This window comes from Rhizobium favelukesii (assembly GCF_000577275.2).
Classification (GTDB): Bacteria; Pseudomonadota; Alphaproteobacteria; order Rhizobiales; family Rhizobiaceae; genus Rhizobium; species Rhizobium favelukesii.
The window spans coordinates 116,024-141,440 of the sequence record NZ_HG916855.1; the positions used below are offsets into that span (position 1 = coordinate 116,024).

The 25,417-nt window shown below is 59.8% G+C and carries 19 protein-coding genes; 15 read left to right on the plus strand and 4 right to left on the minus strand.

Annotated features, from left to right (window positions below):
- Positions 1 to 121 precede the first annotated feature (121 nt).
- Both LPU83_RS75965 and LPU83_RS64215 read left to right on the plus strand, forming a co-directional pair.
- Positions 122 to 1,372: an ABC transporter substrate-binding protein gene (locus LPU83_RS75965; RefSeq protein ID WP_024314373.1), complete on the plus strand. Its 1,251-nt coding sequence runs from the start codon at positions 122 to 124 to the stop codon at positions 1,370 to 1,372.
- 360 nt (positions 1,373 to 1,732) lie between these two features.
- Entirely contained in the window at positions 1,733 to 2,563 is an 831-nt protein-coding gene (locus LPU83_RS64215) for an MBL fold metallo-hydrolase (RefSeq protein WP_024314374.1), read from the plus strand.
- Here the strand turns inward: LPU83_RS64215 and LPU83_RS64220 are convergent.
- Together LPU83_RS64220 and LPU83_RS64225 are read right to left on the minus strand one after the other, a co-directional pair.
- Positions 2,560 to 3,309 carry a polysaccharide deacetylase family protein gene (locus LPU83_RS64220; RefSeq protein WP_024314375.1) on the minus strand — a complete coding sequence of 250 codons (750 nt, stop codon included), beginning with the start codon at positions 3,307 to 3,309 and terminating at the stop codon, positions 2,560 to 2,562. The two genes, LPU83_RS64215 and LPU83_RS64220, sit on opposite strands and share 4 nt — an antisense overlap.
- On the minus strand, positions 3,306 to 4,394 hold the full coding sequence (locus LPU83_RS64225) for a glycosyltransferase family 4 protein (protein WP_024314376.1): 1,089 nt from the start codon (positions 4,392 to 4,394) through the stop codon (positions 3,306 to 3,308). Before LPU83_RS64225 ends, LPU83_RS64220 begins: the two co-directional genes overlap by 4 nt.
- A 192-nt stretch (positions 4,395 to 4,586) precedes the next feature.
- Here LPU83_RS64225 and LPU83_RS64230 point away from each other — a divergent pair, with 192 nt between their 5' ends.
- Both LPU83_RS64230 and LPU83_RS64235 read left to right on the plus strand, forming a co-directional pair.
- On the plus strand, positions 4,587 to 6,308 hold the full coding sequence (locus LPU83_RS64230; protein WP_024314377.1) for an adenylate/guanylate cyclase domain-containing protein: 1,722 nt from the start codon (positions 4,587 to 4,589) through the stop codon (positions 6,306 to 6,308).
- Positions 6,305 to 7,183: an FkbM family methyltransferase gene (locus LPU83_RS64235; RefSeq protein ID WP_024314378.1), complete on the plus strand. Its 879-nt coding sequence runs from the start codon at positions 6,305 to 6,307 to the stop codon at positions 7,181 to 7,183. Before LPU83_RS64230 ends, LPU83_RS64235 begins: the two co-directional genes overlap by 4 nt.
- Here the strand turns inward: LPU83_RS64235 and LPU83_RS64240 are convergent, their stop codons facing one another.
- Complete coding sequence (locus tag LPU83_RS64240) at positions 7,184 to 7,663, minus strand: class I SAM-dependent methyltransferase (protein ID WP_024314379.1); 480 nt, start codon at positions 7,661 to 7,663, stop codon at positions 7,184 to 7,186. It abuts the gene before it with no gap.
- Positions 7,664 to 7,787: 124 nt separating this feature from the next.
- On the opposite strand from LPU83_RS64240, the gene LPU83_RS64245 reads away from it, so the two are divergent.
- Positions 7,788 to 8,966, plus strand: a complete 1,179-nt coding sequence (locus tag LPU83_RS64245) for a DUF3095 domain-containing protein (RefSeq protein ID WP_024314380.1) — start codon at positions 7,788 to 7,790, stop codon at positions 8,964 to 8,966.
- On the opposite strand, the gene LPU83_RS64250 is transcribed toward LPU83_RS64245, so the two are convergent.
- Positions 8,956 to 10,308: a nucleotide sugar dehydrogenase gene (locus LPU83_RS64250; protein ID WP_197901962.1), complete on the minus strand. Its 1,353-nt coding sequence runs from the start codon at positions 10,306 to 10,308 to the stop codon at positions 8,956 to 8,958. The genes LPU83_RS64245 and LPU83_RS64250 overlap by 11 nt on opposite strands.
- A gap of 434 nt (positions 10,309 to 10,742) precedes the next feature.
- Between LPU83_RS64250 and LPU83_RS64255 the strand changes: the two genes are divergently transcribed.
- The 10 genes from LPU83_RS64255 (at position 10,743) to LPU83_RS64300 (ending at position 25,370) form a co-directional block, all read left to right on the plus strand.
- On the plus strand, positions 10,743 to 12,086 hold the full coding sequence (locus LPU83_RS64255) for an adenylate/guanylate cyclase domain-containing protein (RefSeq protein ID WP_024314382.1): 1,344 nt from the start codon (positions 10,743 to 10,745) through the stop codon (positions 12,084 to 12,086).
- A 154-nt stretch (positions 12,087 to 12,240) separates the two neighbouring features.
- Complete coding sequence (locus LPU83_RS64260) at positions 12,241 to 14,133, plus strand: ABC transporter ATP-binding protein (RefSeq protein ID WP_024314383.1); 1,893 nt, start codon at positions 12,241 to 12,243, stop codon at positions 14,131 to 14,133.
- A complete protein-coding gene (locus LPU83_RS64265) occupies positions 14,127 to 16,037 on the plus strand; it encodes an ABC transporter substrate-binding protein (RefSeq protein ID WP_024314384.1) in 1,911 nt (636 codons plus the stop codon). The genes LPU83_RS64260 and LPU83_RS64265 overlap by 7 nt, the downstream gene beginning before the upstream one ends.
- A gap of 3 nt (positions 16,038 to 16,040) precedes the next feature.
- Positions 16,041 to 17,039, plus strand: coding sequence for an ABC transporter permease (locus LPU83_RS64270; RefSeq protein ID WP_024314385.1), 999 nt, complete (start codon positions 16,041 to 16,043; stop codon positions 17,037 to 17,039).
- Complete coding sequence (locus tag LPU83_RS64275) at positions 17,040 to 18,212, plus strand: ABC transporter permease (RefSeq protein WP_024314386.1); 1,173 nt, start codon at positions 17,040 to 17,042, stop codon at positions 18,210 to 18,212.
- Between the two features lie 89 nt (positions 18,213 to 18,301).
- Positions 18,302 to 19,510, plus strand: coding sequence for a glycosyltransferase family protein (locus tag LPU83_RS64280; RefSeq protein WP_024314387.1), 1,209 nt, complete (start codon positions 18,302 to 18,304; stop codon positions 19,508 to 19,510).
- Positions 19,511 to 19,521: 11 nt separating this feature from the next.
- The gene (locus LPU83_RS64285; protein ID WP_024314388.1) at positions 19,522 to 20,769 is read left to right on the plus strand and encodes a glycosyltransferase; all 1,248 of its coding nucleotides are present in this window, start codon (positions 19,522 to 19,524) and stop codon (positions 20,767 to 20,769) included.
- On the plus strand, positions 20,751 to 21,899 hold the full coding sequence (locus tag LPU83_RS64290; RefSeq protein WP_024314389.1) for a glycosyltransferase family protein: 1,149 nt from the start codon (positions 20,751 to 20,753) through the stop codon (positions 21,897 to 21,899). Before LPU83_RS64285 ends, LPU83_RS64290 begins: the two co-directional genes overlap by 19 nt.
- Before the next feature lie 195 nt (positions 21,900 to 22,094).
- Complete coding sequence (locus tag LPU83_RS64295; protein ID WP_024314390.1) at positions 22,095 to 24,809, plus strand: ABC transporter ATP-binding protein; 2,715 nt, start codon at positions 22,095 to 22,097, stop codon at positions 24,807 to 24,809.
- Between the two features lie 93 nt (positions 24,810 to 24,902).
- Positions 24,903 to 25,370, plus strand: coding sequence for a cyclic nucleotide-binding domain-containing protein (locus LPU83_RS64300; RefSeq protein WP_024314391.1), 468 nt, complete (start codon positions 24,903 to 24,905; stop codon positions 25,368 to 25,370).
- Positions 25,371 to 25,417: the final 47 nt, after the last annotated feature.

Sequence of the window (25,417 nt, forward strand, 5' to 3'; positions counted from 1 at the left end):
GAACTATGAGTTTCGCCTTTTATTTCATTTTACATTACCGTTTTGAATGAGACACTATCGCCAAAGTTTTAGCTCTGGGCTAATCCGGCGTAGGAGTGCGCCATCGTCAATGGGAGGATTTATGAAACGGTTTGTCCTGGCCGCCGTTGCGGCAATCGTCATGAGCACAGCGGCCTATGCCGATACCATAAAGGTCGGTGTCGTCGGGCCGTTCTCGGGTCCATTCGCCCTGCAGGGCAAGAACTTCAAGGCCGGCATCGACGCTTACATGACGATCAACGGCAACAAGATCGGCGACAATACCGTGGAGGTGATCTATCGCGACCTTCCCGCCGCCGATCCGGCGCAATCCAAGGCCTTGGCGCAGGAACTGGTCGTCAAGGAAAAGGTGCAGTATCTCGCCGGCTTCTATTTCACGCCTGACGCCATGGCTGTGACGCCGATCCTCAAGCAGGCGAATACGCCGCTCGTCATCATGAACGCCGCCACATCGGCGATTGTCACAAAGAGCCCGCTGGTGGTGCGCACCTCCTTCACGACCTGGCAGACCTCCACCCCGATCGCCAAGGTTGCCCATGATGCCGGCGTCGCCAAGGTGATCTCTGTCGTCAGCGACTACGGCCCCGGTGTCGATGCCGAGAATGCCTTTAAGGCGGCGTTCGAGAAGGAAGGCGGGCAGGTGGTCGAGGCAATCCGCATGCCGCTGTCGACCAACGACTTCAGCCCGATCATGCAGCGCATCAAGGATTCCGGTGCGAAAGGGGTCTTCGCCTTCCTGCCGTCCGGTCCGACCACCCTCGGCTTCGTCAAGGCCTACAACGAAAATGGCCTCAAGGATGCCGGCATCAAGTTCTTCGCGCCGGGCGACCTGACGCAAGAGTCCGATCTTCACAAGGGATTGGGCTATGTGCCGCAGGCGCGCTGCGTCTTCCCTACATTGACAGTGGAGGAAAACCTCTTCGTCGGCCTGAAAGGCCGCGCCAAGACCGCCCTGGAAGAAGCCTACGACATGTTTCCGCGTTTGAAGGAGCGACGCCGAAACCTCGGCAACCAGCTTTCGGGCGGCGAACAGCAGATGCTGTCCACGGCGCGCACGATCCTCGGCCGCCCGTCGGTACTTCTGCTGGACGAGCCACTCGAGGGGCTGGCGCCCGTCATTTGCGAGGAACTGATGGCGGCCTTCGCCGAACTTGCAAAGACCGGTGATATGACCATTCTTCTTGTGGAGCAGCGCATCCAAAGCGCGCTCGACTTTGCCGATCATGTGATCGTGCTTGAGCGCGGGCGGCTTGCCTGGGCTGGCACGCCGAAGACGCTGTCGGACGACCAGGATGCCGTCGAGCGTCTGCTGGGCGTGGGCGGTTTGCACTAACTCGCGACCACGTCGCGTTGCGGTTCCAACAGAAGCGTCCTGCCCGCGCCTGGCGTTCTCATACTATCGACGCAGGAGCCGACAATTGTATTCGCGCAGTTGAGAAACCATTTAATAGACAAGAAATGCGGAACGTGCCGCTTTTGTCTTGCCAGGCGTCATCCTCCGTTCACCAAAAACAAACCATAAGCAGTTGCGTTCTGACGTGAAAACCGATTGCTTAGGAATATCTACCATTCTGCTGGCAGCTGGTAGAAACGGTATGAAGGATACAGGGCAGCCTATGGAAATCAGCGCTTCGCTTGTTCATCAAAGTATGATTACGATGGCGTTGTGGGGTCGGCCCATTTTGAAGACGCGATGAGTAAAGATCTGTTTCAGGTAAAGTTTTGGGGCGTTCGCGGCAGCATCCCGGTCTCGGGCCCCGAATTCGATCGCTACGGCGGCAACACCTCGTGCATCGAAATTCGCTGCGGTGAACACCGGATGATCTTCGACGCCGGATCAGGCGTACGCGAAGCCGGGCTTGCCATGCTGAATGAGGACGTCCGGAATGTCGACCTGTTTTTCAGTCACTGTCACTACGACCACATCATCGGCCTGCCGTTCTTCAAGGCGATTTACTATCCCACCATCGACCTGACGATCTGGTCCGGCCATCTTGACGGAAAGATGAGCACCCGCGAGATGATCGAGCAGTTCATCAGCCCGCCATGGTTCCCTGTCAAAACCGACATCTGCCAGGCGACGATGAGCTTTCGCGACTTTCATGCGGGTCAGACGCTGGAGCCACGGCCCGGCATCAAGATCAAGACCTTCATGCTGAACCATCCCGGCGGGGCGATCGGGTACCGTGTGGAATGGAAGGGACGCTCCGTGGCGCTGATCTACGACATCGAGCATATTCCCGGCGTCTATGATCCGGTTGCGCTGGAGATGATGAAAGACGTCGATCTTGCCGTTTACGACTGCACCTACAACGAAGACGAGATGCAGCGCTTCAAGGGCTTCGGCCATTCCACATGGCAGCATGGTGTCGAACTCGCCAAGATGGCCGGCACCAAGCAGTTTGCCCTGTTCCACCATGCACCCTCGCGAACAGATACCCAGCTGGAGCGGATGGAACACGAGGCACAGGCTTCGTTCCGAGGAGCTTTCGCCGCAAGGGACAATCAGGTCCTCGAAATCTAGCCAAGCAGATCGCGCGCCGACATCCAGGCGGCGCCCGGATGATGCCCGGTCTCTTGGAAGAGACGGGTCAGGAACTCCCATTCCGACGCGCCATGCACCAGATGGTGGGTGAGTATGCCGACCGGCTCATCGTCCTTTGCAAAGCGAGCCTGCAATTGCGCGACCAGGTCTGCGACCAGATCGCCATGCGGCCGGTTCCCGCGCTGTTTGCGGCTGTTGACAACGTCGACATGCGTGTTCAACAGGCGGATCGGACCGCCGGCCTCAGCCCTGCCGAATATCGACAGAGCTTTGAAGTCCCGCGCGCCAAGTTGGGGGACCAGTGCCTCGCTTATTCTGTTCCAGGGCGGCACCAGCATCGGGACCAGCCTTGGGCCGTAAAGGCCTTGAAGGGCGACAAGTCCATCGTGCAATTGCCCGAGCACGACGTCGGCCGACCGGTGGCGGCCGAGTTCCTGTTTCTTTTCGTCTGGGCCGGCATGGTTTGCATGCGACCAGCCGTGCACGGCCACAAGGATGTGGCCTTCTCCAGACAGACGTGTCGCCAGGGCTTCTCCGGTAGAGGCCGGAATGACCGCAATTGTTAGCGGGAGGCAAGCCCGGCGAGTGACCTCCAGCAGGGTTTCGAGTGCGTCAGTCGGCTCGGTGGCATCGTCGTCGCGCAACCAAAATCGTGCCTGGCAACCTGCTGCCCGCCAGCGGTCCAGCTCCTGTCGCAGTGGGGTCCAGATCTGATCGTCGGTCATGCTTCTTGTCTCACGTAAGTCCGCAAAATGGTGTCGAGCGCTGTCGCCGCGACCTTGATAGAGCGCTCTTTCAGAACGAAGTGACGCGCACGTGTCCCCATTGTCGAGCGCCTGACGGGATCGTCAAGCAAAGCCGCGATTGCCGCTGCGAAGGCCGGCACATCTGCCTGGGGTGTCAGATCGCCGGTGATGCCGTCGATAACCACCTCCGGAACGCCAGCGGTCCTCTGGGCGACCACCGGCAACCCCGCCGCCTGGGCTTCCAGGTAAGCAAGTCCGTAGGCTTCTCCGCAACCCGGCCACACATAGATGCCGGAGTGGCTGAGCTCATCAGCGATCTCGCCGGCGCTCAGCTCTTTGAGCCATTCGATGCGATCCGGTTCGAACACGCCAAGCAACCGCTCCACGTCGGCCCGCATCGGCCCATCCCCGGCGATTGCCAGTGTCCAGGGACGATCCCGAAGGAGCCCCAGCGCCTCGGCGAGCATCGTGTAGCTCTGCATCTTGTCGCCGCCGCGCATCATCGCGACGGCGATCAGGCGTTGTGGCTTAGCCTGAGGCAAGGCGGTCTCGAAAAGCGCAGTGTCGATGAAAGGCTTAAGCGCGGCGAATGAACCTGTTGGCAGGGCCTTAATCAGACCCGCCCTGTCACGCTCCGTCAAAACGATGTTGACGGCGGCGTCGCGGGCGCCATCCACCACCAGCCGCTGCAGCGGCGCCCATTCGCTTGCATCTCGCTTGGCCGAATAGGATGCCTCGGCTGTGACGTAGGGAATGGCGAATTCCCGGCACAGTGTCGGTCCGAAGGGATCGGGCGATTTGTAGTATGGATGGTAGCAGAACCACAGATCTGGCCGCTGCTGACTGGACCAGTCGTTGCGCAGGCGCTGCAGTTCCACGTGTGCGGCTGACAGTCGCCGGGTCGCCTCTTCGGGCGTCGCGGCAAAGCTGCGGAATGCCGAGACGATCTCGACGGAATGCCCGGCAAGCTCCAGGGCCCGCATGAGCAGGCGCGCCATCAAACGGTCGCCGGACGGAACAGGGTGGTCCGGCGATTTCAACGGTGCGAAGAACGCAACCCGCATTGTCCTACCTCCGCCGACACACACTGTTTACAATCGATGTCTGGGCTTGCCACGAGAAATTCCGCTATTGTCAGCTCCCTTGAGTTTTGCTGATAACATGTGAAAGGCGATCGCAATCGCAGTGGCGGCAATTCCACCTCAATTCCGTCATCTCTATTGCATTTGTCATTTGATATTCAAGAACGGGAATGAATGGCGACGATCGCTGCCACCAGTATTTTTTCAGAGCGCTCGATCAGACGAGCTCGGCTCGGCTCCGGGCTCGTTATGTTTTTCTTCGTGCTGCTGCATCTGTCCAACCATGCGCTGGGTCTTATTTCCGTCTCGGCCGCCGACGATGGGCGAAGGCTTTTTCTGGCGGTCTGGCGCAACCCTTTGGGAACGACGGTGTTTTACGGGGCCGTCCTCGTTCACATCACGCTGGTTCTGCGCGCTGTCTATATGCGTCGCAGCCTGGTGATGCCGGCCGGCGAGATGGCTCAGATCGTGCTTGGGATCTCCATCCCCTTGCTGTTGATGGACCATGTCATCGGCACCCGCATCGCCCATACGCTCTTCCACTACCGGGACGACTACGAGACAATCGTTCGTCTCTTGTGGATCACGGCGCCGGCGAGCGGATGGCGCCAGGTCGCCGCACTGCTCGCCGTCTGGATCCACGGCTGCATCGGTCTGCATTTTTGGCTGCGCTATAGGCCCTGGTATGGCAGCATCGCCGCCCTTTTCCTTGCCGTTGCGATCCTGCTGCCCGTTCTTGCCATCCTCGGCTTCATCGAAATGGGCCGGACGATCGCAGAACCCGCTTATGAGGGAATGGTCAACACCGATCGCTACCGCGACAATCTCAACACCCGCCACTACTCGGACCCGGAAGCGCAGCGTCAACTCGCCATGGTCCGCGCGGGACTTTACGGGTCCTTTTCCGGCGCGCTGCTGATCGTCGTCGGTGCCCGCTCCTGGCGACGTTGGCGCGAGCGGGTCAATCAAGTCACGGTGCGCTATCCGGGCGGTGAGGCCATCAGCGTGCCGCGTGGCTTTACCGTTCTCGAGGCAAGCCGGCTCGGCGGCCTGCCGCACTATTCTGTCTGCGGCGGAAAAGGGCAATGCTCGACCTGCCGGGTCCAGATTCTGAGCCGGTTTGACGACCTGCCGCCGCCTGACAAGCTGGAGCAATCGACGCTCAAACGGATCAAAGCCGCCGCCGACGTACGGCTTGCCTGCCAACTGCGACCGACGCACGACGTGACAGTCGCGCCGCTGCTCATTGCGGCGACGGAAACGACATTGCCGCCAAACACCCAGGAGACGAGCCCTGGACGCGAGCGCGAGATCACCGTTCTGTTCTGCGACATCCGCCATTTCACCTCATTGACGGAAACGCGCCTGCCCTTCGACATCGTGTTTCTGCTCAACCGCTATTTTGCGTTGGTCGGCAACGCCGTAGAGAAGTCCGGCGGGCGCATAGACAAGTTCATCGGGGACGGCGCCATGGCACTCTTCGGCATCGGTAGCTCGCCGCAAGAGGCGTGTCGCCAGGCGCTTGCCGCGGCGGCGGCCATCGTGCGCGACATCGAAAAGCTCGGCGCCGAACTTTCGGACGAACTTTCCATGCCGCTTCACATCGCCATCGGCATTCATACGGGCCCGGCCGTCGTCGGAACGCTCGGCTATGGCCGGGTGCGCAGCCTCACCGCAATCGGCGATACGGTGAATGTGGCAAGCCGGCTGGAGACTGCGGCCAAGGAATTCGATGCGGCCATCGTCATTTCCGAAACGGTCGCAAACCTTTCCGGAGCGGATACGGCCGGTGTGGAAAGCCGTGAAATCAGTGTGCGCGGTCGCGCCCTGCCCTTGAAAGTCTATGTCATTCCGAGTGACAAAGCCGCCGAACTGGTCGAAGGAAAAGATGCATGACGAGCCGCGACTGGTTCAGGGCCAAATTCTGGAAGAAGCGCCTGCGTAGGGCGCGCAATGCAATTGCCAAAAGGTTCTTCAATACCCGCACCGGGCGGCGGTTGCTGATCGAAAATCTCGGGCCACGCGTCGTTGCAATGACGGTCGATGCGGGCGATCACCTGATGACCTTTTCGCCGTCGGACTACATCGGGCGCAAGGTTTTTCGAAAGGGACACTTTGAGCGCGAGCATGTCGACCGTTTGATCACCGTGCTGCGCGAGCGCGGCTTGATGCACAAACATGGCTGTCTTCTGGAGATCGGCGGCAACATCGGCACGCAGACCGTCTACTTCGCGCTGAGCGGCGCCTATGCGCGCATCGTCAGCGTCGAGCCCGACCCGCGCAACTTCCCGCTGTTGCAGACCAATATCCGCCAGAACAAGCTCGAGGGAATGGTAACGCTGGTCCACTGCGCCGCCGGGGCGACAGCGGGCGAGATCGACTTCTACATGAACGCCAACAATCATGGAAAAAGCAGCGCGTTTCGAAAGAGCGCCACAGACCGGAAGACGAGCGTCCCGGTCAAGCCGGTGATGCAGATCCTGGACGAGCTTTGCATCGATCCTGCCGATATTGGCCTCGTCTGGATGGACATCGAGGGCTATGAACCGATTGCCTGCCGCTCGATGACGCCGCTCCTGTCACGCCGCGTGCCGCTCTACATGGAGTTCACGCCGCTTTTTTACGGTCCGGAACAGACACGCGAGTTCATCAAGACGCTTTCCGCCTTCTACGAGAATTGCCTGGTCTTCTTCGAGGAGGACGAGCAGGAGATGAAAGTCATCGACCTGCCGGGCAGCATCGAGCAGTATGACGTGCTCTTTCTTGCCTGATCACGTCCGCCGATAGAGAAAGTAGCGGCCTTCCTTGACGCCGGCGGGCAAGGGCAGTGGCTCGAGTTCCGGGCGCTCCAGCGGCAGGCCGCTGACCGCGATACCATCCCTGGCAAGCACACCGACCATGAGTTGCGGCAGCCACGTCAGCGTGATGGCGTCGATCTCGTCGTGCCCGGTGCCGATATCGGCATGCGCGAGTGCTGCCCCGATACCAACGAAAGCCTGGCCGGATTTGCGGATATCGCCGGTCACCATGTTCTCCGCCGGCGGCGTCGAAGACGAATAGGAGCGGACCTCGCGATCGAAGGCAATGATGCGACGATCCGGAAAATGCTCGCGCAGATGATCATAGGTGCGGCCATTGCCGAGGCCAAATTCCAGAACCGGACCTTCGGTGCCGTTCACGAGGGCGACGATTGCATTCAATATGTCGCGCTGAGCCGTTAAGCGGCGGATAAAGCTGTCCAGGCGGCTCATCTATGTCCTTGTCCATTCACTAATTTTCGACATCGGTGCTAACACATGAAACCGTATGAAGTCGATTGCCGTAGATGCAAAATGGCGTTGCAGTCGCAGCATAGGTCTGTGCTAGGCTTCTCACATGAACGACGTATCAAATGAAAGATTCTTTGCCGACGTGCCGGTTTTCACCGACTTCGAGCGCGTCACCGATACCAGCAACTATCACCCGCTCCCCGACGGCTGGTTCCTGGCGCTCGCCGACATCGTCGGTTCGACGCAGGCGATCGCGGCCGGCCGCTACAAGGACGTGAACATGGCCGGCGTCAGCGTCATTTCGGCGGTGCTGAATGCGGTTGACAAGGGCGACTACCCGTTCGTGTTCGGCGGCGATGGCGCCGTGGTCGCATTGCCGGGAGGACTGGAGGGTTTAGCGCGTGGCGCATTGGCGGCGGCGCAGCGATGGGTTGAGGAGGAAATGGGCCTGACGCTGCGCATTGCGGTCGTGCCTCTCACCGATATTCGCAAGGAAGGCCTGGACGTTCGCGTCGCGCGTCATGCTGCCAGCCCGTTCGTCACCTATGCGATGTTTGCCGGCGGTGGAGCCAGTTGGGCCGAACGCCAGATGAAGAGCGGACGCTATGGTGTTGACGCCTCACCGCCCGGCACACGGCCGGATCTGACCGGTCTGTCGTGCCGATGGAGCCCAATCGCGGCACACAACGGCGAGATTGTCTCCATTATCGCCGTACCGGCCGAGGGCGGTCGCCCCAGCGCGGCGTTCCGCAAGCTCGTGATGGAGGTGGTGGCCATCTCTGCAGAGCAGGGCCGCGGCGGCCACCCGGTTCCTCCGGACGGCCCCGAATTTGCCTTTTCGATGAGGGGCGTCGATCGAGAGGCGCGGGCAACAGCAATGCCGGGAAAGCGGTTGAAGCAGAAGCTGTTCATCATGCTTCAAATCGTTCTCGTGGTCGTCTTGCACAGGCTGGGCGCCAAGTTCTTCGGCTTCGATGCCCGGCGTTACACGCAGGACGTTTCCGGAAACTCTGACTTTCGCAAGTTCGACGATGGCCTGAAGATGACGATCGATGTCGACGCGCAACATCTCGGCCGCATTGAGGCGCTCCTCGAAGAGGCGAAAGCGAAGGGCATTGCTCGTTTTGGTCTTCACCGGCAGGCTTCAGCGCTGATGACCTGTTTTGTTCCCACGCCGCTTTCGCGCGATCACGTGCACTTCATCGATGGCGCCAGCGGCGGCTACGCCGTCGCCGCGAGCCAGATCACAGGCAAGAAGCTGTCTGCGGTCAACATCACGCCTTGACGATGTGATCGGCGCGCAGCCCGAGACGCGCGAAAACGTTGCGCGTGTCGATGATCAGCGCGGCACTGCTTGCGATGACCGCATAGTCGAGCTGATCATGGTCGGTTGCCACGAGAACGGCGTCGTAGGTTTCCAAAGTCTCCCGCGTCAGGGTCATTGACGTCCGGCCCTTCAGATGCTGGTATTCGCGTGTCGACGGAATCTCGGCGACATGGGGATCGTGATAATCGGCCTTGCCGCCGCGCTCTTCGATGAGCTCCATCAGGCGTAGCGAAGGGCTCTCGCGAATGTCGGCGACGTTCTTCTTGTAGGCAAGGCCGAGAACCAGGACCCGTGAGCGGCTAAGGGCCTTGCCGGCGCGGATGTCGAGTGCTTCGGCAAGCTTGCCGACGACGTAACGCGGCATGGCCGAATTGATCTCACCGGCGAGTTCGATGAAGCGCGTCGGCAACTCGTATTCGCGGGATTTCCAGGTGAGGTAGAAGGGATCGATCGGGATGCAGTGGCCGCCGAGGCCGGGGCCGGGATAGAAGGGCATGTAGCCGAATGGCTTGGTCTTTGCAGCGTCGATCACTTCCCAGACATCGATCCCCATGGCGGCGTAGACGGTCTTCAGCTCGTTAACGAGCGCGATGTTGACCGACCGGAAGATGTTTTCCGTCAGCTTGACGGCCTCTGCGGTTGCGTTGGAAGACACCGGAACGACGGTTTTGACCGCCGCGCCGTAAAAGCTCGTCATCAGCGCCAGCGCCTGTGCACCGTCGCCGGCGACGACCTTTGGAATGGTCGCCGTGTGATAGTGCTGATTGCCCGGGTCCTCACGTTCGGGCGAAAAGCCGACGAAGAAGTCGCTGCCCGATTTCAGACCGGTCTTCTCAAGGATGACCTTGACGATGTCGTCCGTGGTGCCCGGATAAGTCGTCGATTCCAGCACCACAAGCTGGCCGGCTCGCAGATGCTCGGCAATCGAGCGGGACGTTTCCTCGACAAAGGAAAGATCAGGGTCGCGGTGCTTGGTGAGCGGCGTCGGCACGCAGATGACAATGACATCGCAGGCCGCAAGCTTGGCAAAGTCCGTTGTGGCAGAAAAGCGCCCGCCGTCAATTTCGGCAGCGAGATCGTCGCTTCCGACAGAATCGATGTAGGAACGCCTCGCCTCGAGCGCGACGATCTTCTTGGCGTCGATGTCAAAGCCGGTAACGACAAAACCGCTGCGGGCAATGGCGATTGCCAGCGGCAGGCCGACGTAGCCGAGGCCTATGACGCCGGCTCGGGCGCTGCGGGTTTCGATCTTGCTTGAAAGGATGTCGTAGGCAAAGGAACTGGCCAAGGCAGGTCTCATCTGAGTGCTGAACGGTACCCTGATCTAATGGAAGACCGTGGCAATTGAAACCCGCCCGCAAATCACTGCCCACGACGCAATCGTGAAACTCGCGCCAAGGATGCGCCGCGATCACCCCGCAGGTCTGACCGGTGTGACCAAAAAGACCCGGTGTGCCCGAAGAGAGCCATCGCAATGCCAGAAAATGTGCAGATGCCATTGTTTGGGGTTTGCCCCATGCCTATCTACGTTGAATAACGAACCGCGAGAAAGGACTGCCTATCCTGCCCGCTTTATCAAGGGTTTGACAGGTGCCGCTGCCGGGCTCCCGGCAGATCGTTGACACAATATTACCGCTCGTCCATCCTCCTACCCGCCCTGCGCACGGCATTGCTGCAGGCTGGGTCGCTGACGCTTTTCAGGAGTGGACGTCCTTTATGAGGATACTACCGAGAATGGGCACGATCGAATCCAGCGTCTCCTCTATTTTGTTGGATCGGGTCGCTGAATGGCTGACCAATTCCTCGTTGGCCGGGGATGATCTAGAGAGCGTCGTTCGCGGATTTTGCGAACGCATCGCGGCGGCCGGCCTGCCGATCGCGCGCGTGCATCTCACATTTTCCATGCTGCATCCGCTCTACGATGCGCTGAGCTTCACATGGCGACGCGCAAGCGGCGTGACGATCGAAGGATATCGCCATACCGCAGGGCAGAAACCAGACCGCTTTCTGCAGAGCCCGTATTACTACCTCCTGGACAATAACCTCCAGCACATCCGCCGTCGCATCCCAGCCGATGGGGCAGCCGAGTTTCCGGTCTTCGTCGATCTGCGCGAAGAGCGCATCACCGACTATTTGGCGTTCGTCCAACCGTTCGGCGATGGCTCGGTGCAGGGGATGATGGGATCGTGGTCGACTGACAGCCATACCGGTTTTTCCGACGACATGATCGATGCGCTGCTGCGTATGCAGAACCACCTTGCCGTTGCGGCCAAGATGGCAGTTCTCGGCAAGCTCGCCAACAACATGCTGACCACCTATCTGGGCGGCGATGCCGGCAAGCGGGTGTTGAATGGCCAGATCCGTCGCGGCGACGGCGAGACGATCCGTGCCGCTCTCGTTATGGGCGATATGCGCCAGTCGACCGTGTATGCCGAAAAGGAAGGCCGGCAGGCCTACATCGATACGCTGAACCAGTTCTTCGACGCAATCGCGGCGCCGTTCAATCGCAATGGTGGTGAGATCCTAAGTTTCCTCGGGGACGGCTTCCTGGCGGTCTATCCCTGCGGCCGGCACAAGGATCCCTCCAAGATTGCCTGTCAGGCCGCCCTTTCTGCGGTCCATCAGGCGCAAGCCCGGGTTGCGGAATTGAACCGGGAACGATTGGAGGCGGGCTTGAGCAAGGTTTCCTACGGGATCGGCCTGCACGTCGGCAATGTGATGTTCGGCAATGTCGGCCTCAAGGACCGGCTGACGTTTTCGGCCTTCGGCTCTGCTGTCAACGAGGTCCAGCGCCTGCAATCGCTGACGAAGAAATACTCGAGCGAGGTGGTCGCAAGCCAGGCTTTCGCCGGCTACTGCGGTGGCGAGTGGCGCACCTTGGGAGAAGAAAAGCTGCGCGGCATCCGCCAGAAGGTCACGGTTCTGCAGCCGCACGTGCCGGCGTCTGTCCTGCATGTCGAAGAGAACTTCCGGGACGTCGTACCAGCCGCACTTTCTGAGGCGGAGCAGGTCATCCTGCTTCATCGTGATGCTCGCAAGCAGGCCAAGAAACCAACGGTGGAGGAGTTCATTCAATAGGGGTGCTGGCAACCCCAGAGACAGTCGAGGTTTGAACTTGTCCAGCGTATGAAATGCGCCAGTTTTTCCGTGTCCGTCATCAACTGGACACCCCGATTGCGGTACGATAGTGTGCCTTAACGGGAACAAAGAAAAACTGGGGAATTTCATTGGTATGGCGTCCGCCTCGGATCTTTTGCGCATCGAGAACCTCGACGTTTCCTTCTCGGTTTTCGGCGATCGCCTGCGCGTCGTAAAGAACGCGAATATTCGTATTTTGCCGGGCAAGGTCACCGCGCTCGTCGGAGAATCCGGCTCGGGCAAATCGGTCATCAGCCAGAGCATAATGGGGATTCTCCCGAACCCGGCGAGAGCGGAAGGGCGCATTCTCTTCACCGATCCGTTGGACGGCAAAACGACCGATATTCTGCAATATTCGCGCGACAGCGCTGAGATGCGTGACCTGCGCGGCCGGCGTATGACGACGATCTTTCAGGAGCCGATGACCTCGCTGTCGCCGCTCCACACCGTCGGCAATCAGATCGGAGAAGCGCTCCTCATCCACACGGAGGCCGACAAGAAGGAAGCACGCGAGAAGACCGAGGAGATGCTGGGTCTCGTGGGCTTTGCCAACCCGAAGCGCACCTTCGAGATGTACCCCTTCGAACTCTCGGGCGGCATGCGCCAGCGCGCGATGATCGCCATGGCGCTGATCTGCAATCCGGCGCTGCTGATCGCCGACGAGCCGACAACCGCCCTCGACGTGACAATTCAGGCGCAGATCCTGGAGCTGTTGCGTGACCTCCAGCACAAGCTCGGAATGGCGATGCTGCTGATCACCCACGATCTCGGCGTCGTCGCCAACATGGCAGACGAGGTGGTGGTGATCTATCACGGTGAGATCATGGAGGCGGGACCGGTCGAGTCGATCTTCCGCAACCCTCAGCATCCGTACCTCAAGGGCCTGATGGCGGCCGTGCCGCATTTCGACATGAAGCCGGGCGAGCGCCTTAAGGCGTTGCGCGATGTTCCGGTTAACCTGGAGTCCTTAATCGGCAAGAAGAAGGTGAAGGCCGAAGGGCCGGAGATCCTCCTTTCCGTCAACAACCTCTCCAAGGTGTTCAAGACCCGCAACCGCGGCTTCTTTGGAACGCGCGAAGCTGCCCTTGTCCGCGCTGTTGACGATGTCAGCTTTGACATCCGCCGAGGGGAGTGCCTGGGGCTCGTCGGTGAATCGGGATGCGGCAAGACGACGGTCAGCAAGATATTGATGCGGGCCGTGACGCCGGACGGCGGCTCGGTCATTTTCAACGATGGCAAGGACGTGATCGACGTCCTGTCCGTCTCCGGTGACGATCTGCAGGCGCTGCGCACCAAGATACAGATGGTCTTCCAGGACCCGGTCTCCTCGCTGTCGCCACGCATGACCGTGCGCAATATCCTCAGCGAGCCGCTGGAGATTCACGATCGTGGGAACGGTGCGGAGCGTAAGCAGAGGGTGGAGGGGTTGATGGGCGCGATCGGCCTCGACCGGCGCTACCTCAATCGCTACCCGCACAGTTTCTCCGGCGGACAGCGCCAGCGTATCGGCATTGCCCGTGCGCTTGCGCTTGGGCCGAAACTTGTCATTCTCGACGAGCCGGTATCGGCGCTCGACGTTTCCGTTCAGGCACAGATCCTCAACCTGCTCAAGGACCTGCAGAAGGACCTCGGGCTGACCTACCTGTTCATTTCGCACAATCTGGCGGTCGTCGACTACATGGCCGACCGCATCGCAGTGATGTGCAAGGGGCGCATCGTCGAGATCGCCCCGCGCGAGATTATCTTGCGTGATCCGGTGCATCCCTACACGAAGTCGCTGTTGGCGGCAGTCCCCTTCCCCGACCTCAATCGGCCGCTCGATTTCGAGGCGCTGAGAAAAAACGGCGCCGCAGACAAGCAGAACTGGGGCATTACCTTTACGGCGGAACATGATGATGCTTCCGAGCTCGATTATGCCGATCTCGGCAACGGCCATCTTGTGCGGGCCCGCAAGGGTGCCGACGCAAAGGAGCTTCGCTCATGGTAACGCGGCGCACATTTCTTGGTGGTGTTATCGGTTCGGCAATAGCGCCTTCCCTCGTCGAGGCAGCGGCGGATCGTGACATTGAGCCGGAGTTTCTCAGGGATTGGTTGCGCGCGGGCCGCATTCCTCCGATGGTGGATCGCCTGCCGACGCATCCGCGCATCGTCAACATGAAGGAAGCGGGGCGGCAACCCGGCGTCTATGGCGGCACGGTTCGCACGATCATCGGCAGCCAGAAGGACATCCGCTACATGACCGTCTACGGCTATTCGCGCCTGGTCGGTTATGACAAGCATCTGATGTTCCAGCCGGATATTCTCATGGGCTTCGAATCCAAGGATGACACGGTCTTCACCTTCTATCTGCGCGAGGGTCACCGCTGGTCCGATGGCGCACCCTTTACGGTGGACGATTTCCGCTACTGGTGGGACGATGTGATCCTCAGCAAGGATCTGACGCCTGGGGGAGGCGCGCTTGAGTTGCGACCGCACGGCAAGCTGCCGAAATTTGAAGTGCTCGACGCTTTGACGGTTCGCTACACCTGGGATCGACCCAATCCGATGTTCATGCCGGCGCTCGCCGGCCCACTGCCGCTCGTAATCTTCGGGCCAGGGCACTATCTCAAGCAGTTCCACAAGAAATATCAGGACGACTTCCGCCTGTCGGCGCTGATGAAGGAAAACCGCGTCAAGAAATGGGCGGACTTGCACATCAAGATGTCGCGCTCCTCACGCCCTGAAAACCCGAACTTGCCGACGCTCGATCCATGGCGCAACACCACGCCACTGCCGGCCGACCAGTTCGTGTTCGTGCGAAACCCGTTTTTCCACCGGGTCGACGAGAACGGCGTGCAACTGCCCTATATCGACAAGTTCATCCTTAACGTCAGTTCGTCCTCGATCATCGCTGCCAAGGCCGGTGCCGGTGAATCCGACCTGCAGGCGACGGGCGTCGACTTCAACGACTACACATTCCTTAAGGATGCCGAAAAGCGGTTTCCGGTGAAGGTCAACCTGTGGAAGCAGGTGCGCGGATCGCGCGTGGCGCTGCTGCCAAACCTCAACTGCGCCGACGAGGTCTGGCGTAACCTGTTTCGAGAAGCCCGCTTCCGCCGCGCGCTGTCGATGGCGATCGACCGGCACGAGATCAACATGGTCGCCTTCTACGGCCTTGGCAGGGCAAGTGCTGATACCGTTTTGCCCGATAGCCCCCTTTTCAAGCCGGAATATGCCGAAGCCTTCATTGCCCACGATCCGGATCAGGCAAACAAGCTCCTGGACGAGCTCGGACTGACGAACCGTGCCGACGACGGCATTCGTCTGCTGTCTGACGGGCGCCGCGCCGAAATCACCGTGGAAACGGCTGGGGAAAGCAATCTCGACACTGACGTGCTGGAACTGGTGCGTGACCATTGGCGCGAGGTCGGTCTCGCCCTCTATACCCGCACCTCGCAGCGTGATGTCTTTCGCAGCCGCGCCATGAGCGGCACGATCATGATGTCGATCTGGTTCGGCATCGAGAACGGCGTCGCAACCGCCGACATGCCTCCCGGGCAGCTTGCACCGACGCTTGACGATCAGCTGCAATGGCCGCTTTGGGGAATGTACCACCTGTCTGCTGGGCAGGAAGGCAGCGCTCCCGATCTGCCGGAAGTGGAGCAGCTGGTCGATCTTCTCCAACAGTGGGGCGAGACCGCAAGGTTTAAAGAGCGCGAAGTGATCTGGCATCAGATGCTGGGGCTCTATACCCAACAGGTCTTCTCGATCGGCCTCATCAACGGCACCCTGCAGCCGATCCTCAGATCCGCCAAGCTGCAGAACGTGCCTGAGAAGGCCCTCTATGGTTTCGATCCAACGTCCTATCTCGGCCTCTATATGCCGGATGCCTTCTGGTTCAAGGAGGCTTGAGGGATGCTGAAATACATTCTTTGGCGCATCGCAGCGATGGTGCCGACGCTGTTCATCATCTCGGCACTGGTCTTCACGATCATCGAACTGCCGCCAGGTGACTTCTTCGAAAGCCAGATCGCCGAACTGCGCGCCCAGGGCGAAAGCGCCAACCTTGAGGAGATCGAAGAGCTTCGCAAGCAGTATGGTTTCGACAGATCCGAGATCGTCCGCTACGTCTATTGGGTTGGCGGCATGCTTCATGGGGACTTCGGCTATTCGTTCGAGTACCAGCTGCCGGTTTCCGATGTCGTCGGTGATCGCCTTTGGTTGACGATGCTCGTCTCCTTTTCCACCATCCTTTTGACCTGGCTCATCGCATTTCCGATCGGGATCTATTCAGCGACCCATCAGTACAGTTGGGGAGACTACGGGCTGACCTTTCTCGGTCTCCTGGGCATCGCCGTCCCGAACTTCATGCTGGCGTTGATCCTGATGTACTTCGCCAATATCTGGTTCGGGGTTTCGATCGGGCATTTGATGGATCAGAGGTTCCTCAACGAGCCGATGAGCTGGGAAAAGGCGCGTTCGATCCTCTCGCATCTCTGGATACCGGTGATCATCGTGGGAACGGCAGGCACGGCCGGTATGATCCGGCGGCTTCGCGCCAACCTGCTCGACGAGATGCAAAAACAGTATGTCGTGACCGCCCGCGCCAAAGGGCTTCACCCGCTTCGCGCGCTGGTGAAATACCCGCTGCGCATGGCTCTTAACTTCTTCGTTGCCGATATCGGATCGATCCTGCCTTCAATCATCTCAGGTGCGGAAATCGTTGCGATCGTGCTTTCGCTGGAGACGACCGGGCCAATGCTCATCAAGGCTCTTCAGAGCCAGGACATGTATCTGGCAGGTTCCTTCCTGATGTTTCTCGCCTTTCTCAACGTGATCGGTGTTCTCGTCTCCGACATCGCGCTTGGTTTCCTCGATCCGCGTATCCGCCTGCAAGGCAGGAGCACCAAATAGATGTCGCCCTTGCCACCGCCCGGCGCACCGCTGCCGCACTATGTTTCCACCGCACCCTTCGATCCCATGGCGACCGAAGGGATGACGTCTGCGCAATCGCGCATCCATCTCGCCTCGCAGAAGCAATTGATGTGGTGGAAATTCAAGCAGCACCGGCTGGCGCTTGCCTCCGGTATCTTCCTGCTTGCCATTTACCTCATGATTGTCGTCGTCGAATTCATTGCGCCCTACGGGCTGCACACCAGGAATGTCGATTTCATCCACTCGCCGCCACAGCGCGTCCATTTCTTCAACAATGGCAAGTTTGTCGGCCCCTTCGTCTACGGGCGAAGCATGTCGCTTGATCTCGACACGCTGCACCGGATCTACACCGACAAGCCAAACGATGTGCAGCCGATCCGTTTCTTCTGCCGCGGCGATCCCTACAAGCTCTGGGGGCTGGTGAGTTCTGACCTGCATCTGGTCTGCCCGGCAATCGGCGGACAGATGTTTCTACTCGGTACTGACCGCCTCGGTCGCGATGTGCTTTCCCGCATTCTCTACGGCGCGCGCATTTCGCTGACGATCGGCCTGATCGGCATCACCATCAGCTTCTGCCTCGGCATCGTGATCGGCGGCCTTGCCGGCTATTGGGGCGGCGCCTTCGATTTGATCGTTCAGCGCGTGATCGAAGTGCTGCAGTCGTTGCCGAGCCTGCCGCTTTGGATGGCGCTGGCGGCGATCATGCCGGTCACCTGGAGCCCGATCGTCATCTATTTCGGGATCACGGTCATCCTGGGGATCATCGATTGGACCGGGCTGGCGCGAGCGGTGCGCTCGAAACTCTTGGCTCTGCGGGAAGAAGATTATGTGCAGGCCGCCCAGCTGATGGGCGCCAGCACACCGCGCGTCATTGGCCGACACCTTGTTCCCGGCTTCATGTCCCATCTGATCGCCTCTGCCACGATTTCGATCCCTGGGATGATTCTTGGCGAGACGGCACTCAGCTTTCTTGGCCTCGGTCTGCGTCCGCCGATCACCAGTTGGGGCATTCTGCTGACAGAAGCAAAGAGCGTAAGCGTCATCGCATTCTATCCATGGTTGCTTTTTCCGATTATACCGGTCGTTCTGGTGATTTTGGCGTTCAACTTTCTGGGAGACGGCTTGCGCGATGCGGCAGATCCCTACAAATAGCGGCCAGCCCGGCGGAGCGCTGCTCTGTCTTCTGACGGCCAGCAGAAACCGACGGTGCTAGTATGGTCTACAGCGCAGAAGGATTGCCCATGGCACGGCGCCTGGAAGATGCCCGTATCCTCATGTATAGCCACGACACGTTCGGACTCGGCCATTTGCGCCGCTGCCGCGCGATCGCGCATGCTTTGGTCGAGGATTATCGCGGCCTCAACATTCTCATTATCTCTGGTGCCACGATCGCCGGCGCGTTCGACTATCGAGCGCGCGTCGACTTCGTGAAGATCCCGAGCGTTATCAAGCTTCGCAACGGCGAATATACCTCGATGGCGGGCCATATCGACCTGCATGAAACGCTGAAGATGCGTGAGGCCAGTATTCGCCACACGGCCGAAACGTTCCAACCCGACATTTTCATCGTCGACAAGGAGCCGATGGGGCTGAAGGGTGAGGTCGAGGAGACGTTGGCCTATCTCAAGGCGCGCGGCACCGTTCTGGTGCTTGGGCTGCGCGAAATCATGGATGCGCCACACCTGCTCGATGCCGAATGGAAGCGAAACGGCATCATGCAAAAGATCGACCACTATTACGATTCCGTCTGGGTTTACGGGCCGCCGGATTTCTACGATCCGCTCGTCGGTCTGGACGTTCCGGCAAGTGTGCGCAGAAAGATGGATTTCGTGGGATTCTTGCAACGCAGTGTCTCCACGAGCAAGACCTCGATCAATGCACGCTCGGACAACTACATTCTGGTCACGACCGGCGGTGGCGGCGACGGGTCAGATCTGGTCCACGATGTCATGAATGCCTATGAGAATGATCCGACCTTGCAACAAAAAGCCCTCGTTGTGCTGGGCCCTTACATGCCAGCGGCCGAGCGCTCCAAGCTGGTGGCCAAAGGGTCACGCATCCCCTACATCGAGGTGATCGAGTTCGATAACCACATGGAAGAATTGATGGTGGGCGCCACGGGCGTCGTGGCCATGGGCGGTTACAATACCTATTGCGAAATCCTCTCGTTCGACAAGCCTGCCCTTATTGTTCCTCGCGTGAAGCCGCGGCAGGAGCAGTTGTTGCGCGCCAGGCGGGCAAGTGCGCTCGGGCTCGTTGATGTATTGCTGCCGGATCAGTCCGCAGATCCGACGGTCATGTCTGAAGCGTTGAAACGACTGCCCGAACGCGTACCGCCGTCAAAGAGTGGCTGTACCTTGCAGCTGCAAGGCTTGGATCATATCTCGCAGACGGTCGGACATTGGCTGGATGGCCGCGGTCGCCACCTGTCCGTCGTCGGGGCCGAGTGAAGACCAAGACCTTGTCGCAGCGTCGTAAGATCCTTGTCGTTCTGAAGGGCTATCCGCGCCTTTCGGAAACGTTTATCGCCCAGGAACTGCGCGGTCTGGAGAAGGCCGGCTTCAACCTGACCTTGATCTCGATGCGCCGCCCCACCGACAAGAAGCGGCATCCGGTGCATGACGAGATCAGGGCACGCGTCGTCTATCTGCCGGAGTATCTCCATGAGGAGCCGATCCGCGTGCTGAAGGGACTGATGGCGAGCTTTCGTAAGCCCGGCATCAAGGCGCTGTGGAAACGCTTCTTCAAGGACCTGGCGCGCGACCTCTCCCGCAACCGCTTCAGACGGCTTGGACAGGCGATGGTACTCGCACGCGAGTGGCCGGACAATGGCGAATGGCTGCACGCACATTTCATCCATACCCCCGCCTCCGTGACCGAATATACGAGCATTCTTACCGGCGTGCCGTGGACGTGCTCTGCCCATGCCAAGGACATCTGGACATCGCCCGATTGGGAACTGCATGAGAAGCTTGGCAGTGCCCGCTGGACCGTGACCTGCACGCGAAGCGGATACGAGCACATGCGGACGCTGACACCGCGCAAGGAAGCTGTGCATTTGAGCTATCACGGGCTCGATCTGGCACGTTTCGGGCATTTCGGCGGCAAACGATCGCAGCGCGATGGCAGCGACCCGGCGGATCCGGCCTTCATTCTCAGCGTCGGCCGCGCGGTGGAGAAGAAGGGATACGACACGCTGTTGAAGGCACTGTCCCTGCTGCCCGGCGACTTGAACTGGCGTTTCGAACATATCGGTGGTGGCGACAATCTGTCGAAGCTGAAGGTCCTGGCTGCGGACCTTAATCTGGCGGATCGGATCACCTGGAAGGGTGCACTTGCCCAGGAAGATGTGCTCGATCATTATCGCCGGGCCGATGTTTTTGCGCTTGCCTGCCGGATTGCTTCCAATGGTGATCGCGACGGTTTGCCGAACGTGCTGGTGGAGGCGTCCAGCCAGCGTGTGCCTTGCATTTCGACGTCGGTATCCGGCGTCCCAGAGCTTCTCGTCGATGGCGAAAACGGGATGGTGGTGCCACCGGACGACCCAGCAGCGTTCGCGGTGGCACTTGAGGAAATGATCCGCCATCCCGCCTTGCGGTCGCGGTTGGGAAACGCCGCGGAAAAGCGCGTGCGCGAGCATTTCGATCATGAGGCGAGTATCGATCAGCTTGGCCGGCTGTTTGCAGACGAATGGCAGAAAGCCTCATGAAGACGCCCCGGGTCTTTTTCTATGTCCAACACCTGCTTGGCATCGGCCACATTGCTCGGGCAAGCCGCATCGCCAGCGCGCTCGTCAGCGACGGGTTCGACGTCACCGTTGTGACCGGCGGTCTGCCGGTTCCGGGTTTCCCCGCAGGCGGCATCAAGACGGTGGCGCTGCCGCCGGTTGTGGCGAGCAATGCGGGTTTTTCCGGACTTGCGGACGGCAATGGCGTTGCCGCCGACGCGGCATTCCTGAGCCGGCGTCGCGATCTGCTGCTTGCCGCCTTTTTTGATGCAGTGCCGGATGTCGTCATCATCGAAGCTTTTCCCTTTGGTCGCCGGCAGATGCGGTTCGAATTGCTTCCGCTTCTTGACGCCCTCGAAACGGCGCATCCTCGACCGAAGCTCTTTAGCTCCGTGCGCGATATCCTGCAGCAGAACCGCAAGCCGGGACGCGACGAGGAGACCGTCGGGCTTGTCAGGGACCATTTTGACGGGGTCTTGGTGCACGGGGATCCCGACTTTGTGCGTTTGGAAGATACGTTTCCCTTGACGTGCGAGATCGCATCGAAAATTCGCTATACCGGCATGGTGGCGGCCGCACGCTCGGCCGATCCCAAGGAAACCTTTGACATTATTGCATCCGCCGGTGGCGGAGCGGTCGGCCTTGATCTGCTTGGTGCCGCCAACAAAGCCGCCGCCCTGTTGCCGGCGAACCTGCGGTGGCTGCTTATCGGCGGGCCGAACCTTCCGGAGGTCGATTTCGCCAGCTTGGCGGATGCGGCGCCGCAAAATGTTACCCTCGTCCGGTTTCGCAAGGATTTCCCTTCGCTGCTGCGCGGCGCGCGCGTTTCCATCTCGCAGGCGGGTTACAACACCATTGGTGATCTGCTGCAGACCGATTGCAGGGCGATCCTCGTTCCCTTCGTTGCTGGCGGAGAAACGGAGCAGACGGTTCGTGCGCAACGGCTGCAGGCACTCGGGCTTGCAGATGTCCTGCCGCAGGCCGGTCTGACCCCCGAGATCGTTGCCGGTGCTATCAGGACTGCACTTGCGACGCGGCGCGCGGCGCCGGTGTCGCTGGATCTGAGCGGTGCTCACAAAACAGCGGCGATCATTCGTTCAATGATTGGCTGAAACCCTCGCACTTTGCGAAAGTCATGTGATATAAACAACGTCCCGGCGAGAATCGGCATGACGACGGCAAGCCGATTCGCCTTGTTTTCATTATGAGATCCGGCGGTCCGGTTGCATGGTCCTGTTTTCGGCATTCCCCTTTGTCTTGCCGCAGGTTCACTGCCCCCAGATTTCCCAGGCAACTGACGGTTAGCAATGGAAAAAAGCCTCGCGCGTTACATCTGGTCAAACACGCGGCTGCAGCAGCTCTGGATTTTGACAGTCGTTGCAGTTTCGATGATCCCCTATTTCCTGTCTTTCGACCTGCCGAAGCAGATCGTCAACGGACCGATTCAGGGTTCGGGCTTCGAGGGCCAGGGCGCAACACAAACCTTCATGCGGCTCGTCTATACGTTTCCCGTCATCGGCGAAGTCGAGTTCTTCAAGGGTGTCCAGCTTGACCGGCTGCAGATGCTGATGGGGCTGAGCCTCGTCTTCCTGGCGCTTGTTGTTCTGAACGGACTCTTCAAATTCTATATCAACACCTACAAGGGGCGGCTTGGCGAGCGGATGCTGCGCCGCATTCGCTTCGAGCTGATAGACCGGGTCCTGCGGTTCCCGCCGTCGCATTTCAAGCGCGTCAAATCGGCTGAGATCGCGACAATGATCAAGGATGAAGTGGAGCCGATGGGCGGCTTCACGGGCGATGCCTTCGTTTCGCCGGCCCTGCTCGGCGGTCAGGCGCTGACGGCACTCGCCTTTATCATCATTCAGAACTTCTGGCTCGGGATGATCGCTGCGGCGATCGTCGGTGTCCAGGCGGTCGTGATCCCGCGCATGAGAAAGCGGCTGCTTGAGCTTGGCCGCCTGCGTCAGATCACAGCGCGCGAACTGTCTGGCCGCGTCGGCGAGATCGTCGATGGCATAGGCACAATTCATGGTAACGACACGTCGAATTTCGAGCGTGCCGACATTGCCACGCGGCTTGGGTTGATCTTCTCGATCCGATACGATCTCTATCAGTGGAAGTTTCTGGTCAAGTTCCTGAACAACTTTCTGGCCCAGGTGACGCCGTTCCTGTTTTATGCGATCGGCGGCTATCTCGCGCTGCAGGGGCGCCTGGATATCGGTCAGCTTGTGGCCGTCATCAGCGCCTACAAGGACCTGCCCGGTCCGCTGAAGGAGCTAATCGATTGGGATCAGATGCGCCAGGACGTGCAGGTCAAGTACCAGCAGGTCTACGAGCAGTTCAACGTGGAGCCGTTGATCGATGGCAAGATCCAGGAGATTTCGGATGCGGCGATAGGCGCATTGTCGGCCCCGCTCGTGATCACCAACCTGACTGTGAGTGACGATAGCGGCGCGCGGCTGGTCGACCACGTCTCGGTCGAGATCAAGCCGAATGAAACGGTCGCGGTGGTCGGCCCGAACTCCAGCGGCGCGGAAGCCTTCGCGGAGGCTCTCGGTCGGCTGGTGTGGCCGGACTCCGGCCGCGTGACCATCGACGGCAAGGACCTTCTCGATCTGCCCGAGTCCATCACCGGTCGACGCATTTCCTACGCATCCGCCGACACCTACTTCTTCCACGGGACGCTGCAGGACAATCTCCTTTACGGCTTGAAGCACGCCCCCTTGCGCGAGCCGCAATATGACGGCAAGGAGGCTCTGGAGGCCAAGTGGCATGCTGAAGAGGCCGTCAAGGCCGGCAATCCGACGATGGATATCAACAGCGACTGGGTGGACTATCAGGCCGCCGGTGCGACGGGCCCGCACGACATCCTAACGGCGATCCGGCCGGTGCTCGATGCCGTGCTCATTTCGCAGGACATTCTCGATCTCGCGCTTCGATCGACGGTTAACACAAGCGTGCATGTGGCGCTCGCCGATCACATCGTCGATCTGCGATCGGCACTGCGCCAGCGCATGCAGGAAACCGAGCTCGCCAACATCGTCGTGCCGTTTGATTTCGACGCCTACAATCGGCAGGCCACGGTCGGCGAGAACCTGCTCTTCGGTTCGATGAAGCGGCCGATGATGAACAATCGCCGGTTGGCGGCGCATCCCTATTTCCAGGCGCTTTTTCGTGAGACCGGTCTCAGCAACGATCTCTATGCCATGGGCCTTGAGATCGCGGAAAACGCCGTCGAACTCTTTCATGACCTGCCGCCGGATCACCCGTTCTTCCAGCAGCTGACCTTCATGACGGCAGACGATATCCCGACCTATCAGGCTCTGCTGCAGAAACTGCAGAGCCGACGGTTTGACGACGCAGCTCCCGACGAGCGTTCGGCCATTATTCGGCTAAGCTTTGCCTATATCGAGCCGCGGCATCGTTTTGGTCTGCTGACAGACGAGCTGATGGAAAAGATCGTCAATGCCCGCAAGCAGTTCCACGAGAACATTCCTGAAGATCTCGCCGCCGTCATCGAACGATACGATCCGGAGCGCTTCATCTCCTCGGCAAGCCTGATGGACAACGTCCTGTTCGGACGTATCGCCTACCAGCAGGCCGACGCGTCCGATCGTATCCGGGCCATCATGGGTGACCTGTTCGACAAGCTCGACCTGTTCGACGACGTCTTGTCGATCGGGCTTGAATTTGACGTTGGCTCAGGCGGCAAACGCCTGACAATGGTGCAGCGGCAGAAGCTCAATCTTGCCCGCGCGCTTCTCAAACGATCTGACTATTTCGTCTTCAATCGGCCGATGTCAGCGCTCGACCAGCGTGTTCAGGACCAGATCACGCGCAACATTGTCGAAGGATTGCACAAGGAAGGCGAACGGCCGGCCATCATCTGGGTGCTTTCGAACGCAAAACTCGCGGAAATGTTTGATCGAATCCTGTTGTTTGACCGCGGCGCGCTGGCCGAAGCAGGCAACTTTCCGGAGCTTTCCGAACAAAACGGTATGTTCAAGGAACTGTTATCGTAATATTCTACTGAGGGGACAATAAAGATGGCGCCCCTTGCGAGGTGCCACGGTCAAACGTCGTGCACCGAACAGCGCGACAGGGATAATACGTTTATGCTGTTGAGAGACGAAGTCGAAATGCTGCGGCGGGTGCCAATCTTCTCGCGGATAGCACCTGCGAAACTCAAATTGTTGGCCTTCACTTCCGATCGCATGACATACAACGTCGGACAGGACCTCTTCCATCAGGGCGATCCGGCCGATGCCGCTTATGTCGTTCTGTCGGGAACCGCCGACATTCTTGTCCATTCGCCCGCCGGCGACATCAAGGTCGCCGATGTGGAACTCAATTCGATCGTCGGCGAAATCGCCATTCTATGTGACGTCTCGCGTACCGCGACGGTTCGCGCCACCTCGCCTTTGGAAGTCCTGCGCATCAGCAAGGAACACTTCCTGAAATTGCTCAGCGATTTCCCCGAAATGGCCGTCGAGGTGATGCGGGTGTTGGCAGACCGTCTGAACCATACAACGGCGGAACTGACTGCAGCCCGTGCGGCGAAGCTGCCGCAGGTCGCGATGTAGCGATTTCAACGTCTTTGAAGGCAAAAGGCCTGCCTCAGATCGTGAGG